This is a genomic window from Georgenia sp. SUBG003 (assembly GCF_000715355.2).
Lineage (GTDB): Bacteria > Actinomycetota > Actinomycetes > Actinomycetales > Actinomycetaceae > Georgenia.
Window position 1 is genome coordinate 1,873,032 of sequence record NZ_CP180204.1, and the last position, 14,695, is coordinate 1,887,726.

Annotated in this window: 11 protein-coding genes and 2 pseudogenes; 1 reads left to right on the forward strand and 12 read right to left on the reverse strand. The window is 71.7% G+C overall.

The window, feature by feature from the left end; genetic code table 11:
* Window positions 1-58 precede the first annotated feature (58 nt).
* From DA06_RS09245 to tyrS, 8 genes and pseudogenes are all read right to left on the reverse strand, one after another.
* A complete protein-coding gene (locus tag DA06_RS09245) occupies window positions 59-484 on the reverse strand; it encodes an ATP-binding protein (RefSeq protein ID WP_043499319.1) in 426 nt (141 codons plus the stop codon).
* Window positions 474-806, reverse strand: coding sequence for an STAS domain-containing protein (locus tag DA06_RS09250; protein ID WP_043499320.1), 333 nt, complete (start codon window positions 804-806; stop codon window positions 474-476). The genes DA06_RS09245 and DA06_RS09250 overlap by 11 nt, the downstream gene beginning before the upstream one ends.
* Window positions 807-2,747, reverse strand: a complete 1,941-nt coding sequence (locus tag DA06_RS09255; RefSeq protein WP_418607948.1) for a glycosyltransferase family 2 protein — start codon at window positions 2,745-2,747, stop codon at window positions 807-809. It abuts the gene before it with no gap.
* A complete protein-coding gene (locus tag DA06_RS09260) occupies window positions 2,747-3,913 on the reverse strand; it encodes a PP2C family protein-serine/threonine phosphatase (protein WP_052436564.1) in 1,167 nt (388 codons plus the stop codon). The genes DA06_RS09255 and DA06_RS09260 overlap by 1 nt, the downstream gene beginning before the upstream one ends.
* Window positions 3,914-4,021: 108 nt before the next feature.
* The gene (locus tag DA06_RS09265) at window positions 4,022-4,750 is read right to left on the reverse strand and encodes an alpha/beta fold hydrolase (RefSeq protein ID WP_043499324.1); all 729 of its coding nucleotides are present in this window, start codon (window positions 4,748-4,750) and stop codon (window positions 4,022-4,024) included.
* The gene (locus tag DA06_RS09270; protein ID WP_418607493.1) at window positions 4,728-5,699 is read right to left on the reverse strand and encodes an SIR2 family NAD-dependent protein deacylase; all 972 of its coding nucleotides are present in this window, start codon (window positions 5,697-5,699) and stop codon (window positions 4,728-4,730) included. Before DA06_RS09270 ends, DA06_RS09265 begins: the two co-directional genes overlap by 23 nt.
* A gap of 1,094 nt (window positions 5,700-6,793) precedes the next feature.
* A complete protein-coding gene (locus DA06_RS09275; RefSeq protein WP_418607494.1) occupies window positions 6,794-6,982 on the reverse strand; it encodes a hypothetical protein in 189 nt (62 codons plus the stop codon).
* A gap of 25 nt (window positions 6,983-7,007) precedes the next feature.
* Window positions 7,008-8,277 (reverse strand): annotated as a pseudogene (tyrS, locus tag DA06_RS09280) (tyrosine--tRNA ligase).
* 29 nt (window positions 8,278-8,306) lie between these two features.
* Here tyrS and DA06_RS09285 point away from each other — a divergent pair.
* A complete protein-coding gene (locus DA06_RS09285; protein ID WP_052436567.1) occupies window positions 8,307-8,852 on the forward strand; it encodes a nitroreductase family deazaflavin-dependent oxidoreductase in 546 nt (181 codons plus the stop codon).
* 164 nt (window positions 8,853-9,016) lie between these two features.
* On the opposite strand, the gene DA06_RS09290 is transcribed toward DA06_RS09285, so the two are convergent.
* The 4 genes and pseudogenes from DA06_RS09290 to ilvD form a co-directional block, all read right to left on the reverse strand.
* Window positions 9,017-10,234, reverse strand: coding sequence for a DNA-3-methyladenine glycosylase (locus DA06_RS09290; protein WP_418607496.1), 1,218 nt, complete (start codon window positions 10,232-10,234; stop codon window positions 9,017-9,019).
* A gap of 31 nt (window positions 10,235-10,265) precedes the next feature.
* Entirely contained in the window at window positions 10,266-10,778 is a 513-nt protein-coding gene (locus DA06_RS09295; protein WP_418607498.1) for a hypothetical protein, read from the reverse strand.
* Window positions 10,779-11,768: 990 nt separating this feature from the next.
* Window positions 11,769-12,173 (reverse strand): annotated as a pseudogene (locus tag DA06_RS09300) (M23 family metallopeptidase); the annotation flags it as partial.
* 333 nt (window positions 12,174-12,506) lie between these two features.
* Entirely contained in the window at window positions 12,507-14,216 is a 1,710-nt protein-coding gene (gene ilvD / locus DA06_RS09305) for a dihydroxy-acid dehydratase (RefSeq protein ID WP_043499345.1), read from the reverse strand.
* Window positions 14,217-14,695 lie beyond the last annotated feature (479 nt).

Genomic DNA, 14,695 nt, shown 5'->3' on the forward strand with positions numbered 1-14,695 from the left:
CCAGGGAGGACGCGCCGGCAGGAAGGTGTCGGAAGCGAGAAGGTGCCGGCGCGAGACTTCAGCGCCGGTAGCGCACCAGGTGCCACACGTTCGTGCCGTCGAGGCGCTCGTAGGAGAACTCGTCCAGCACCGCCCGCGTGAGGGCGAGTCCGCGGCCCTGCTCGGCGAGCGGGTCGGGAAGGCCGGGGGCGCCGGGGTCGCCGTCGACCTCCTGGCCGGCGTCCTCGAGACGTGCCACCACCCGGTCGGGCAGCACCGCGAGCCGGAAGCGGTAGACCACCCTGCCCTCGGGGCGCCCGTGCTCGACGACGTTCCCGGCCACCTCGATGACCGCCGTCTCGAACATCATGAGGTCCTCGGCCGCCAGGCCGGGGTGGTCGCCCCCCACCGTCTCGAGCAGGTCGTGCAGCTCGGAGAGCGCCTCGGGGATGGCCAGCCCCTCGAGGACGTACTCGCCGGGTCCCGACCTCGTGTCACCAGCCATCGATCGCGTCCTTCACGTCCGGGTACGGGCGGAGCACCTTGTCCAGGTTGGTCAGCCTCAGCACGGTGAGCACCTGCTGCCCCGCCCCGGCGATGCGCAGGTCCCCGCCCGCCTGACGGGTCTCCTTCAGCCCGGAGATGAGCGCGCCCAGCCCCGAGGAGTCGATGAAGCTCGTCCCGGCCAGGTCGACCACCACGCGGGCGCTGCCGTCCGCGACGGCCTCGTGCACCCCCGAGCGCAGCGCCGGGGCCGCCACCATGTTGAGCCGCCCGGTGCAGGAGACGACGGCGACGCCGTCGACGAGCTCTGTGCTGATGTCCATCTACTCCTCCAGGGTGTCGGTGCCGCGGAACCGCGCGGCCCGGAAGATCACGCTCATGACCACGATGTCGTAGGCGACCCAGGCCACGTTGACGCCGGTGCCGATGACGCTGTCCGCCGCGCCGGTCCACAGGCGCACCGCGCCGACGACGCACGCGACCACCAGCACGACGGCCGCCACGAGCTGCGGCATGACGAGCCGCCAGGGAAAGCTGCCGCCGGCCTGCCGGGTCTTCGGGGTGACCACGAACCCGAGCGGACGGCCCAGGAAGACGTTGCCGGCCGCCGTCAGGCACGCGCGGATCCACACCGGGAACAGCGCAAAGCTGTACTGGTGGCCGCGCCAGGTCTTCACCCCGTAGCCCACGGCGGCGAACAGCAGCTGATTGAGGACGATGTACGGCAGGAACCGCTGCAGGAACTCCATGCCGTAGGCGTTCACAGGCAGCACGCCGAGGCACAGGTACACCACCGGGGCCGCCATGAAGACCACCGCCGTGAAGCCCGAGAGGTAGCTCCACATCGTGGCGAAGTACATGAGCCGCTGCCCGAGCGTCAGCCCGCGCTGGACCAGCGGGTTCTCGCGCAGCATCACCTGGATGGTGCCCTGCGCCCAGCGCAGCCGCTGCTGCAGCATCGTGCGCAGGTCCTCGGGCGCCAGGCCGTGGGCGAGGATCTCGTGGTGGTACACCGACCGCCAGCCCAGCCCGTGCAGACGCATGCAGGTGGCCATGTCCTCGGTGACCGAGACCGTGGCCAGCGGCATCATCGGCTGCGCCTCGCCCGACCTGTCGACGTCGACGGCGGTCACCAGCGCGCGCACCGACTCCAGCGCCCCCAGCGGGGAGAACTCGCGGTCGGCGAGCAGGTCGAGGGCCTGGTCGTCCACCACGAGCTGGCCCAGCTCGTCGTCGACGGCGACCGGGAGGTCCGCGATCGCCCGGAGGTCTGTCTCGATGCCGGCCATGTCCTGACCGACGAGGCGGCGCGCGGCGTCGTCGACCTCCTGGTGGAAGTCGTAGGTGAGCACGGAGATCACCTCGCCGGCGGCGAGGCGGCGGGAGGCGCGGTCGACGGCGGCACGGACCTCCTCGACGGCTCCGACGGCGGCCGGGCCGTAGTCGCGGGCGGTGCGTGCCGTCCGGGTGAGGATCCGGCGCGAGGCGCGCAGGGCGTCGCGCACGCCCTGCTCGACCTCGCGGACGTAGCCCACCACGCCGAGCTGCATCAGCGCGTCGCGCCGGAGCACGGCGTTGGACCCGCAGAAGAAGGCGGCGTTCCAGCCGTCCTTGCCCTGCTGGATGGGCCCGTAGAACAGCGGTGCCTGGCTGCCCAGCGGGTCCGACTCCGTGACGTTGGTGAACCACTGCGGGGTCTGCACCAGTGCCACCTCGGGGTCGGTGAAGTACCCGAGCGTGCGGTCCAGGATCAACGGGTCCGGGACCTGGTCGGCGTCGAGGATGAGGATGAACTCGCCCTCGGTGGCGAAGAGGGCGTTGTTGAGGTTTCCGGCCTTGGCGTGGCGGGGCCGGTCCGTCCAGTCCTCGCTGCGGGTGAGGTAGCCGACGCCCAGGGACTCGGCGGCGGCGCGCATGTCGGGGCGGTCGCCGTCGTCGAGGATCCACGTCTGGTGCGGGTAGGTGATCCGCGTGGCCGCGCGGGCGGTGGCGGCGACCATGTCCACCGGCTCGTTGTAGGTGGTGATGAAGACGTCGGCGCTCAGGCCGGCGGGGGCGGCGGGCGGCTCGCCGCGACGCTTGATCCGCCACACGGTCAGGCCGAAGAGGTAGGCGTCGATAAGGGCGTACGTCTCGGCCAGGACGAGGGGGACGGCGATCCACCAGTTCGGCCAGTTGACCGAGAACAGCCACCGCCAGCCGACGTAGACCGTGCCGCTGGTGAGGGTGAGCAGGACGAGGACACGGATGACCAGCTGCCGCATCATGCGTCGACCCGTCGCAGGGCGAGGACGGTCAGGTCGTCCTCGGGTTCGACGGTCGACGCGTATCTCGTGAACTCCTCGACGAGGTCGACGACCGTGGACGAGTTCACGGAGACCTCCGCCGCCACGGCGCGGGCCTCGTCCTCCGTCGCGAACAGGTCCAGGAAGCCGTCACTGACGACGATGAGCGTCTCGCCCGGGTCGAGCCGGGTCGAGTGCGCGGTCCAGGTCACGTCGGGGACGGCGCCGATCGGCGGGCCCGAGGCGTCCAGCTTCCGGTGGCTGCCGTCCGGCCGTGCGACCCCGACGAGCCCGTGCCCGGCGTCGACGTAGTGCAGCACGTCCGTCGCCGGGTCGAGGCGTGCGCTGAAGGCGGTCACGAACGTGTCGGTGCCCTGCAGGTCGAGATCGAGGCCCTGGGCCACCCTGTGCACGGTGTTCTCCAGATCGTTGAACCTGGACGAGCCGCGCAGCATGGCGCGCACGGAGGCGGCGACCAGCGCGGCGGGGACGCCCTTCCCCATGACGTCGGCGACGTGCACCTGCAGCTCGTCGTCGAGCAGGTACCAGTCGAAGAAGTCCCCGCCGATGCCGCGTGCCGGCACGCAGCGGCCTGCGAGCTCGTAACCGGGCAGCGGCGGCGTGGTGCTCGGCAGGAGCAGCCGCTGCATCTCCCGGGCACGGTCCATCTCGTCGTCCGCGGCGAGCTCGTGCTCGACGATCCGCGCCATCTCGCGGAGAACGGCCTCCTGGCTGGTGGTCAGCTCGCGCGGCTCCGTGTCGACGATGCACAGGGCACCGACCGGCTCGCCGCCGGGGGCGCGGAGCGGCTCGCCGGCGTAGAACCGTACGCGCAGGTCGCCGACGACGGCGGGGTTCGCGGCGAACCGGTCGTCCTGCGTGGCGTCCGGGACGACCGTCGTACCGGGTCTCTGGATGGTGTGGTGGCAGAAGGCCTCGCTGCGGGGCCCCCCGGCGAAGTCTCCGAAGCCGACGCTGGCCTTGTGCCACTGCCGGTCGGTGTCGATCAGCGTGACGGCGGCCATGGGCACGCCGAACACGGCCTGCGCCAGCCGCACGACCCGGTCGAACCTCTCCTCGCGGGGAGTGTCGAGCATGTTCAGCGCGTGCAGCGCAGCCACACGGGCTGCCTCCCCGTCCCCCATGGCGCCAGAATGCCGAATCAGTCGACGTCGCGCGAGAGATAACAGATTGTGTCCGTCCGGTGCGCCGCGCGTCACTACGCGGCTGCGGCCGCGTCCGGACGCACGGGGTCACGCGACGGCCGTCCTGATCGCCGCGGCGAGGTCGGCCGGGCGGCTGAACATCGGCCAGTGCCCCGTCGGCAGGTCGATGTACCGGACCTTCAGCGAGGCCAGCTCGGCGGCCCAGGGCGCACCACTCCCCGCGGCGGACTGCAGCTCCCCGGCGGGGACGGACGTGGAGATGACCGTGACCGGCACCCGCGTCCGTGCCTCGTTGCCCACCCGGGACGGCGCCGAGGCGACCTTCGCGGGCGTCGGCACCGCCCGCTCCCGGAACCGCTCGAGGCCGGTGTCGTCGATGCCGCGGAGGCTGGCCTCGTAGTCCGACTCGAGCTCGGCCCAGGTCGGCAGCGGTACCTCGGTCCGGTCCGGCGGCAGGTCGGGGAGGACGGCCATCCCGGCGGGCAGCGGGAAGGCGTCGACGTAGACCACGGCGGAGACGCGGTCCGGATCTGCGTCGACGACGGCGCTGACCACCTCCGCGCCACCGCTGTGCCCCACGAGCACGACGCGGCCGTCCAGACCGCCGATCAGCTCACGCACCGCCGCCACCTGGTCGGCACGGGTGATCCCGCTGCGGTCCTCCGCCGCCGAGGCCATACCCGGCAGGGTCACGGGGTGCGGGACCAGACCGGCCTGCTCGAGGTGTGTGACGACGTCGTCCCACGCCCAGCCCCCGAGCCAGAAGCCCGGGACGAGAACGACGTGGACGGACTCATGCCTCAGCGCTGGTGCCATGGGGCACAGCCTGCCCCGAACCTCCGACATCGGCACGGGGATCGGCGGGGCGTGCACCGAGCCGCGCGAGCTGCTCGCGGAGCGCGCGCCAGGCGACCCGGCCCTCGCGGGGCAGGCCGTCGACGGCCGCCGCGAGCGACCTGGCCGTCGCGGCCGCGTCACGCTCGGCCCGTGAGGTGAGCATCCCCTCGTAGCGGGGATCGAGCAGGTACCGGTCGCGGCTCGTGGCGAGCATCGCGACGAGGTCCAGGAAGATCGCGAGGTGACGGGCCCGCTCGGCGCCCGTGGCGCCGTCGGACATCGTCAGGTAACGGAACCGGCCCTCCCACAGCCTCTCCTGGGCCGGCTTGGGCGAGAGCGTGACGACGGTGCCGATCGGCGGGGCGCCGTCGTCGTCCCCGGTGCGGGGGTCGCGCTCGCGGAAGGCGGTGACCTCGTGGGCGAGGCGGAGGAAGTTGTCGTCGGTCATGGAGGCGCCGACCACGAGGAGGTGCCGCGTGAGCATGAGCGCCTGCACCGCCGAGCTGACGGGGCGGGAGAGCGCGTCGTAGGTGACGACGTCGCTGCGCGAGAGGACGATCGACTCCGGGCGGGCGACGTCGCCGTGCATCTTCAGCACCCACGGCGTGCCCGGCTCGACGGCGCCGCCCGGCAGCACCGTCACCGGCCGCTGGTACGCGTCCGCGGCCGCCAGCTCGTAGAGCGCGTCGTAGTTGGTGGTCACCACCTCGGTGCAGCCGAGGGCCGCCAGCGTCGCGTGGGTGACGGCGTAGCGGTCCGCACGGCCCAGCTCGGCGACGACCTCGTCGCCCACGGAGCCGCCCAGCTCGCGGCGGAGCAGCTCCCCGCGGTCGAGGGGGAGGAGATCCTCGGTCGGCACGCCGGCGCGCCGCTCGAGCCGTTCCAGCAGGCCGTTCCACGAGGGGAGCCCGGCCGCGATGCGGGGCAAGCCCGGGCCCTCATCGTTCGACTTGCATGTGTTAAGCACGCCGCCAGCGTTCGTCCTGAGCCAGGATCAAACTCTCCGTTAAAAAAACACACGCCGAACCAACACCCCCCAAAAAGGGCACGGCCGACAATCCATACGGAGAACCCCCACCCCCCACCAACCGGCAGGACCAGGGCCAATCCAGGCCAACGCACCCGGCCCCGACAGGCAGGACCAGGCACGACAACCAAAACAAAACAAAACCCCAGGCACCACGACACACCAACCACGAGGCCGGCCGCCACGACACCCAGAATTCAAATGGCATCAAAAAACTTGGCACACTGTTGAGTTCTCAAAGAACAGACACACACCGGAGACAGAACCCGAAACAATACCCGCTTTCGGACCCCCTCCGGGGCAACCTCTCAAACCTAACCACTCACGACCAGCCTGTCAACTTCGCACGTTCCCGTGCTCCGCAGCCAGCTCGTCGCTCCTGGCCTCCCGGGACGATCAGCAACCGATGACTGTGTCACCGGTTCGATCTCCTGGGATTCTGCTCCGTGGGGATCGGCCTCGAGCGACCCTCGGTCTCTCTCGTCCGCGCCTCCCGGCTGGTGCAGCAGGAAGTACATTACGTGCCCCCACAGGGTCCGTCAACTTCGTTGTCGACCGGTGCCAAGGAGCTGTGACCGCAGCCCTGACCTGCGGCTTTACCGCCCGCATGGTCGTTTCCGAGCGTCCTGGAGGCCATAGGGACTCCTGAGACCTGACCCACAGCCGCCGGCTCGTGCGTCACCTTGCACGGCCCGGACGATCCGCTCGTCGCCCGCGCCCGGCCCGCGTGGAGATGTAACCGGTGACGCCCGTGCGACGCCCGACGTGGATGGCACCTCCGAGTCCGTCCCGGCCCCGGAAGTTCCGGCCCGGGCACGAGAAGGGGCGAGGCACCCGGTGGCGCCCCGCCCCTTCAGCTGATTCCCACGCCACCCGCGCAAGTCCTGCCCGGGCGGCCGTCGGCCGATCCGAGTCTCGCCCCTGCGCGTCCGTAGCGGCGCTGCGGAGGGTCGTGAACCTGCCCCGCGATACTTCTGCGGCGCGGAGCGGTTCACCTAGACGTGGTTGGTAGCGATGACGGCGAGGGTCTTCCTGCCCTTGCGCAGCAAGGCGTAGCCGCCGGCCAGCAGATCGTCGGATGTGAGGACGTGGTCCTCGTCGTCGATCTTCAGGTTGTTCAGGTAGACCCCACCGCTCGCGATGGTCCTCCGCGCGGCGGAGCGACCCTTCTCCAGGCCGCTCACAAGCAGAAGGTCGACGACCGTGGACTCACCGACGGTCGCGTCCCCCCCGGGGAAGCTCCGCGACGGCGTCCCGCAGCGTCCGACCGTCGAGCTCGCGCAGGTCGTCCCGCCCGAACAGCGCCTGCGAGGCACGCTGCACTCGGGAGGTCGCGTCCGCGCCGTGCACGAGCGTGGTGACGTCCTCCGCCAGCGCACGCTGGGCCTCTCGGGCCTGAGGCCGCTCGGCGACGGCCTCTGCGAGCTCGGCGATCTCCTCCCTGGTGCGGAAGGTGAAGACCTTCAGGTAGCGGACGACGTCCGCGTCGTCGGTGTTGAGCCAGAACTGGTAGAAGGCGTACGGGCTGAGCATGTCGCCGTCGAGCCAGATGGCCCCGCCCTCGGACTTGCCGAACTTCGTGCCGTCGGCCTTGGTGATCAGCGGCGTGGTGAGAACGTGCACGCCGGCGCCCTCGGACTTCCTGATGAGGTCCACTCCGGCGGTGAGGTTGCCCCACTGGTCGTTGCCGCCCGTCTGCAGCGTGCAGCCGTAGCGCCGGAAGAGCTCGAGGTAGTCCATGCCCTGAAGGATCTGGTAGCTGAACTCGGTGAAGGAGATGCCTTCCTCGCTCGCCAGCCGTCGGGCGACGGTGTCCTTGGCGAGCATGTTCGACAGCCGGAAGTGCTTGCCGACGTCCCGGAGGAAGTCGATCGCGCTGAGCTGGCCTGTCCAGTCGAGGTTGTTGACCATGCGGGCGGCGTTCTCGCCGTCGAAGTCGAGGAACCGCTCGATCTGGCCGCGCAGCCGGTCGGTCCAGGCCGCGATGGTCTCCTTGCTGTTGAGGACGCGCTCCCCCCGACATGCGCGGGTCACCGATCATGCCCGTGGCACCGCCGACGAGGGCGAGAGGGCGGTGGCCCGCCAGCTGGAGGTGGCGCATCAGGACCAGCTGGACCAGATGGCCGTGGTGGAGGCTGGGCGCGGTCGGGTCGAACCCGCAGTAGTACGTGACTGGCCCCTCGGTCAGCGCCGCACGGAGCGCTTCGATGTCGGTGGACTGGGCCAGCAGGCCGCGCCACTTCAGATCGTCGAGGATGTCCGTCACTCTTCTGCTGCCTCTCGTGTTGACGTCCCCGGCACCTCGCCGAGCACGGGTACCAGTGTGCCGTGCCGGACGAGAGCCGTGCGCGCACCGTTCGGAACGGCGGGTGAGCCGCTGTCGACACCTTGACGTCCCCCGGGGCCTCCCGGGCCTCCGCCCTTGGTCCCTTGCCGACGGCGGACCCGGGACGTCCCCTGGTGGTGTGGTCCGTGTCACTACCGAGGGCGACAGGAGGTTCGATCCGCATGGCTACGTCCGCTTCGCCGCCTCGACGGCGTCCCACCACCGCGCGTCCGCTGCTCGGGCTGCGTAGAAGGCCTGGGCGGATCGCGCTCGCCGTCTTCAGGCTGCCGCTGAACGCGTACGCCCACGACGCCGGCTGGCTGATGGGCCACACCTTTCTCCGGTTCACGCACGTCGGCCGCCGGACCGGGCAGCCGTACGACACCGTGGCGATGGTGCTTCACATCGACAGGGCCGCGAAGGAGGCCGTCATCTGTGCGGGCTGGGGCGCGGACACCGACTGGGTGAGAAACCTGCGAGCGGGGCCGGCCGTGAACGTCCGGGTCGGACGAGCCTCGTTCCGGCCCGAGCACCGCTTCCTCAGCGACGAGGAGGCTCTCGACGTCGTCACCCAGTTCCGCCGCGAGCACCCGTACCGCGTCCGTCTCTTCGAGACGGTCCTGGGATGGGGCAACCTGCGCGACGACGACGTCGTCCGTGACTTCGTCCGCACCCATCCGTTCGTCGGATTCCGGCCCGCCCCGGCCGCCTCGCCGGACGTGCGGTAGGCGGACGGGGCGTGGGCTCACGCCCGCAGCGCCCGACGCCGTCGGCACTGCCGTACCAACGCGGCGGGAAGTTGGCGCCGCCGCGGCACGACGGGCCGGTGTCAGCGTCTCTCCGGCACGATGGCCGTGCGCGTCAGCGCCGCCGCGGCACGACGGCCGGCGCGTCAGCGCCGCCGCGGCACCGCGGGGCGGTACACGGAGACGGTGGGTTCCCCGTCGATCCAGAACCGCCACGGGTAGAGCTCCCCGTCGCCCCCCGGGCCGGCCACGCCGACACGGGGGCCCGTGCGCACCTGCGAAGGGTCCACCGGCCCGCGCGGGGCGAGCTCGGCTCGTCCGTCCACGGCGAGCTCCAGCCCGCTGTCGGCACCTGTCAGCCCGAGCGCCTGCGCGAGTCTCGCGGGGCCCCGGGCGAGGTCGCGGTCGGAGCGGGCGGCGGGGCGGCGGGAACGTGCGACCTCGACGCCGGCGACCACCTCGGCGCCCCGGAGCAGGAGGGCCGACGCGGTGCCTTGGGTGCCGCAGACGAGGTTCGCGCACCAGTGCATGCCGTAGGTGAAGTAGACGTAGAGACGCCCGCCGGCCTCGAACATCGGCGCGGTGCGGTCCGTGAGACCGCGATAGGCGTGCGAACCGGGGTCCGACTCACCGCTGTAGGCCTCGACCTCGGTAAGACGGACGGAGACCGTTCCGGGCACGGTCCCGGCCCCGCCGTCGGGCGTGCGCACGGTGAGCACGGACCCGAGGACCGACGGGGCGGCCTCGACGGCAGGGCGCGAGAGCAGGTCGTGCCACGGCGTCGCCCCGGGCGCACCGGCACGTCCCGGCGTCGCGCTGCCACCGCCGTCGCCAGGCGGCCGCGTCGACGGCGCAGCTCGCGCGAGCGCCGGAACATCGGCCGGGCGAGCGTGGCCAGCACCGCGACGAGGAGGACCATGGGCGCCGCCACTGCCACGGCCAGGAACGGGTCGAGGAGCGAGAGGGCCACGGTGGCACCGAGGATCGTGGGCACGCCGACCACCAGCGGGGTGATGCCGAGCGCCACCCAGTTGCGGACCGAGGAGAGGTCGTTGGTGGTGCGGGCGACGGTGATCCCGAGGCCTGGGCCGCGGGGGTCGGCGAGGGCCGCGCCCAGCAGGCCGCTGCGCAGCTCGCGCACGTAGTCCTGGCTCAGCCGCTCGGCCTGGACCTTCTCCTGGGCCCGCAGCAGCCCTACCCCCGCGGCCGCAACGAGGAGCACCACCGTGGCGACGAACCGGCTCCGGTCGTCGCCCGCGGCAAGGACGGCGGAGAGCGCCATCGCCGTCGTGACCGCGCAGGCCGCCTGGCCCACGCCGGTGGCGACGAGGCCGGCGAGCTGTCCGCGCCGTCGGCCACGGCACAGCGGCGGGAACCCGCCCTCACGACCCGTCGTCATCGAGGCAGGAGCGCGGTGGCGGCCTCCGGCTCCGTCAGCGCGAAGGTCGGCAGCACCGGCACGTCCACGGCCGCCGTCGCCTCCCGCGTCGCCAGCGGCGAGGAGGTCAGCACGCCGCTGACCGCGGCGACGTCGATCCCGGCCGCCTCGAGGAGGCGGACGCCTGCGGTCGCGCCGAGGGCGTCACCGGCGGCGAAGACCACCCGGTCGACGACCGCGCGGAAGATCGGGTCGTGCAGGAGACGCCCGGTCTCGGCCTGGTACACGCCGTCGGCGATCTCGACGACGACGACGTCGGGGCTCGCGGCGGCCAGCGCGTCGACGACGGAGGCGAGGAGCGTACGGACCCGCCCGTGGTCGAGGCGGAACGTGGACGGCATGCCGAAGTCGGTGAAGTCGAGGACGACGGACGCGCCGGCGTCGGCGAACAGCCGGGGGTCGCCGCCCGCGCCGGTGCCGGTGACCTTGCCGGCGGCGACGGACAGGCCCGCCGAGACAAGTCCCCGCACGAGGCATGCGAGAGTCGTGGACTTGCCCGAGTTCATCGACGTGCCGAGGACGGCGACGACGGTGGGCCGCCCCGCCGGGAATCGCCCGGACGGCGCGCCGGGTACGTCGGCCAGCAGCCGCTCGGGGGGCGGTACGCGCCAGCGTGACGACGCCGCGGTCGTCGGCGAGGAGCCCCAGCGGCTCGAGGACGGTGGGGTCGTCCATGCTCGATTGCTGCCCCGTCACCGCGCCCGTGAGCCCGCCGGCCGCGACCAGGTGGGTGCGTCCCAGGCTCTCGGGCACCGCCGCCTCGAACTGGTCCGGGGCGTACCGGTTGCCGTACGCCACGAGGATCTCGTCTCCGAGGAAGAGCGTCTGGCGCCGGCTGCCAGGGCCCTCGAGGCGCTTGTGCTGACCGATCTGGACCACCCTCGCGAGGACGACGTCGCCCGCGGAGGGGCGGACGTCCGCTCCGCTCAGAAGGCGGTAGCCGCGCGAGTACGCCGCGAGCCGCGATGCGAGGAACCGGGTGGTGTAAGCCTTCTTGGCGAGCTGCAGCCGCCCGGCAGGGACCTCCTCGCTCCGGACGCCAGGCTTCGCGGCCGCGACACCCGACGCGGTCAGGAGCGGGCCGTCCCCCTCGGGAGCGGGGCCCGGGAGCGGTGTGGTGGTGGTCCAGGCGGTGACAGCCATGGCGGTTCCCTCCGTGCCGACGCGTACAGCTCTCCCCCGGCCGCCGGTTGCTGCCGGTGCTGTCCTCGACCGACGCTAGGCAGCGCTGGTGAAGGGCAGATGATGGCGTCATGAGGGCGCTCTCATCGCCTGCACACCTCCCGTTCACCTGCGTCTGACGGGAGAGGTGGCCCGCTCCGGCGGGAGCGGGCCACCGCCGCGGGCGGCCGAGCCGGCTGTCAAGCCCGGGTGTTCACGCTCACCGGCCACGTGCCGGTCCACGGCGTCCAGCCCTGGAGGGTCGCGGGGATCCCGACCCGGGTGCTGCAGTTGATCACCTGGAAGTGCAGGTGCGGCGCGGTGGACGCGCCGGTGCTGCCCGACCAGCCGATGATCTGGCCCTGCCGGACGTAGTCGCCGGTGTTGTAGATCGCCCGGTTCAGGTGCGCGTAGTGCGTGCACTGGCCGTTGGAGTGCCGAATGATCACCTCGATGCCGTTCTGCCAGTACGGCGACCAGTTCGACACCAGAACCGTTCCTCCCTGCGCGGCCGAGACCTCGTAGTTCGCCGGCAGGCCGAAGTCCCACGCGTACTCGTTGTACGCACCGACGTGCGAGTAGGTGCCCTCCGGGCCCTGCGTGACCTGGTACGACTCCCCCGGCCGGGTACGGAAGCTCGTAGTAGTAGTCCGCCGCGTTGGCCGGTGCCGCCGCCAGCAGCGCCGTGCCCGCCGCCGCAGCAACGCCTCCGACCAGCGCGCCGAGCCTCCGCAGTCTTCCTGTTCTGCTCATCCTTCTCGTCCCCCTGCTTGTCTGATCCGGATCGCTCCGGCGGCGCCGACAGGCGCCGCTCAGGAATTTAGGGGTGCGTGTCCGGAATCGGCATACTCACTTCTGGGGGTTGACTGCGGCGCGCGGGCGTGCCGGCCGCGACTTGAGCGCGTCCGCGGCGGCGGCTCTGGCGCGGAGCAGCTCCCCGCTGCTCGGGGAGACGGCCTGCCCGGCCGGGGACGGCTGTCGGGAACGACACCGGCCCACCCCGTCAGGGGCGGGCCGGTCCGGACGTGCGCCGGTGCCTAGCCGAGAATCGCGCCGCGGGAGGCCGACTGCACAAGCTTGGTGTACTTGCCCAGCACGCCGCGGGTGAACTTGGGCGGCAGTGGCGCCCAGCCCGTCCGACGGCGCTCGAGCTCCTCCTCGTCCACCAGCACGTCGAGCGTTCCCGCCGCCACGTCGAGACGGATGCGGTCGCCGTCCTGCACGAAGGCGATGGGCCCGCCGTCGACGGCCTCCGGAGCGATGTGGCCCACGCACAGACCCGTCGTGCCGCCGGAGAAGCGTCCGTCCGTCATGAGCAGCACGTCCTTGCCCAGCCCAGCGCCCTTGATGGCGCCGGTGATCGCGAGCATCTCCCGCATCCCGGGGCCACCCTTGGGGCCCTCGTAGCGGATCACGACGACGTCGCCGTTGGTGATGGTGCCGTCTTCCAGGGCGTCCATGGCGGCGCGCTCGCGGTCGAACACGCGGGCGGTCCCCTCGAACACGTCGGTCTCGAAGCCGGCCGACTTCACGACGGCGCCCTCGGGCGCGAGCGTCCCGTGGAGGATGGTGATGCCGCCGGTCTCCGCAACCGGCTCCGACGCGGGGCGCAGCACGCGGCCGTCCGGTGCCGGCGGGGCGAGCTTCTCGAGGTTCTCGGCGACCGTCCTGCCGGTCACCGTCATGCAGTCGCCGTCGAGCAGACCGGCGTCAAGGAGCTGCCTCATGACCACCTGGATCCCACCAACGCGGTCGACGTCGTTCATGACGTACTTCCCGTACGGCTTGAGGTCCGCGATGTGGGGCACCTTCGCGCCGATCCTGGCGAAGTCGTCCAGAGTGAGGTCGACGTCCGCCTCGTGCGCGATGGCGAGCAGGTGCAGCACCGCGTTCGTCGACCCGCCGAAAGCCTGGACGACGGCGATCGCATTCTCGAACGCAGCCTTCGTCATGATGTCGCGGGACGTGATGCCCTGGCGCAGCAGCTCGACCACCGCCTCGCCGGCACGTCGTGCATCGGCGTCGCGGCGCCGGTCCGCCGAGGGCGGGGAGGCGGACCCGGGGACCGACATCCCGATCGCCTCGGCGACCGTGGCCATGGTGTTCGCCGTGTAGTAGCCGCCGCAGGCGCCCTCTCCCGGGCAGATCGCGCGCTCGATGCGGTCGACGTCCTCGCGGCTCATGAGTCCACGGGAGCACGCACCGACGGCCTCGAAGGCGTCGATGATGGTGACGTCCTTCTCGGTGCCGTCGGAGAGCTTCACCCAGCCCGGCATGATGGTGCCCGCGTAGATGAAGACGCTCGCGAGGTCCAGCCGTGCGGCGGCCATGAGCATCCCGGGAAGCGACTTGTCGCAGCCGGCGAGGAGAACGGAGCCGTCGAGCCGCTCCGCCATCATGACTGTCTCGACCGAGTCGGCGATGACGTCACGCGAGACCAGCGAGAAGTGCATGCCCTCGTGGCCCATCGAGATGCCGTCGGACACGGAGATGGTGCCGAACTGCAGCGGGTACCCGCCACCCGCATGCACGCCTTCCTTGGCGGCCTGGGCGAGTCGGTCCAGGGAGAGGTTGCACGGCGTGATCTCGTTCCACGAGCTCGCGATGCCGATCTGCGGCTTGGCAAAGTCCTCGTCGCCCATGCCGACGGCGCGCAGCATTCCTCGGGAGGCGGTCGCCTCGAGGCCGTCCGTGACTGTGCGGCTGCGGGGCTTGATGTCCGGGCCGGACATGGCGTCAGTGCTCATGGGCCCGAGTCTAGGACCGCCTACAGACAGCCACGGCACCGGGCCGAACTGCGGGACAGCCCAGACACAGCCCGCACGGAACGCGCCTCTGTGTCAGGACCGAGGGCATTCGGCCGGCGGTTCGCGTTACCCGGGGCCCAGCGTCTCGCGGACGGCTCACTTCCATGTCGGGCCGCCTGGCCGCATCGTTCCATGACGCGCCGCCTGGCGCCTTCGCTCGGACCGGGTCCGCAGCAATCCGGTTGCCTCACGCTCCGGCCCCGACGTCCGCTCGTGTTCGGCGGTCCGGGGTTCCGCACCGGCGTATGGGCGTGGGAATTTCGGCCGGGGGTATGCGCCGGGGATGCAGAAATGGCCCTCACCGGGTGGTGAGGGCCATTTCTGGGATGGGTGTTCGGCGGTGTCCTACTCTCCCACACAGTCTCCGGCGGTCGGGGGGTGCGTATCTCGGGAACCGCACAGTGGACGCGTAGCACTCT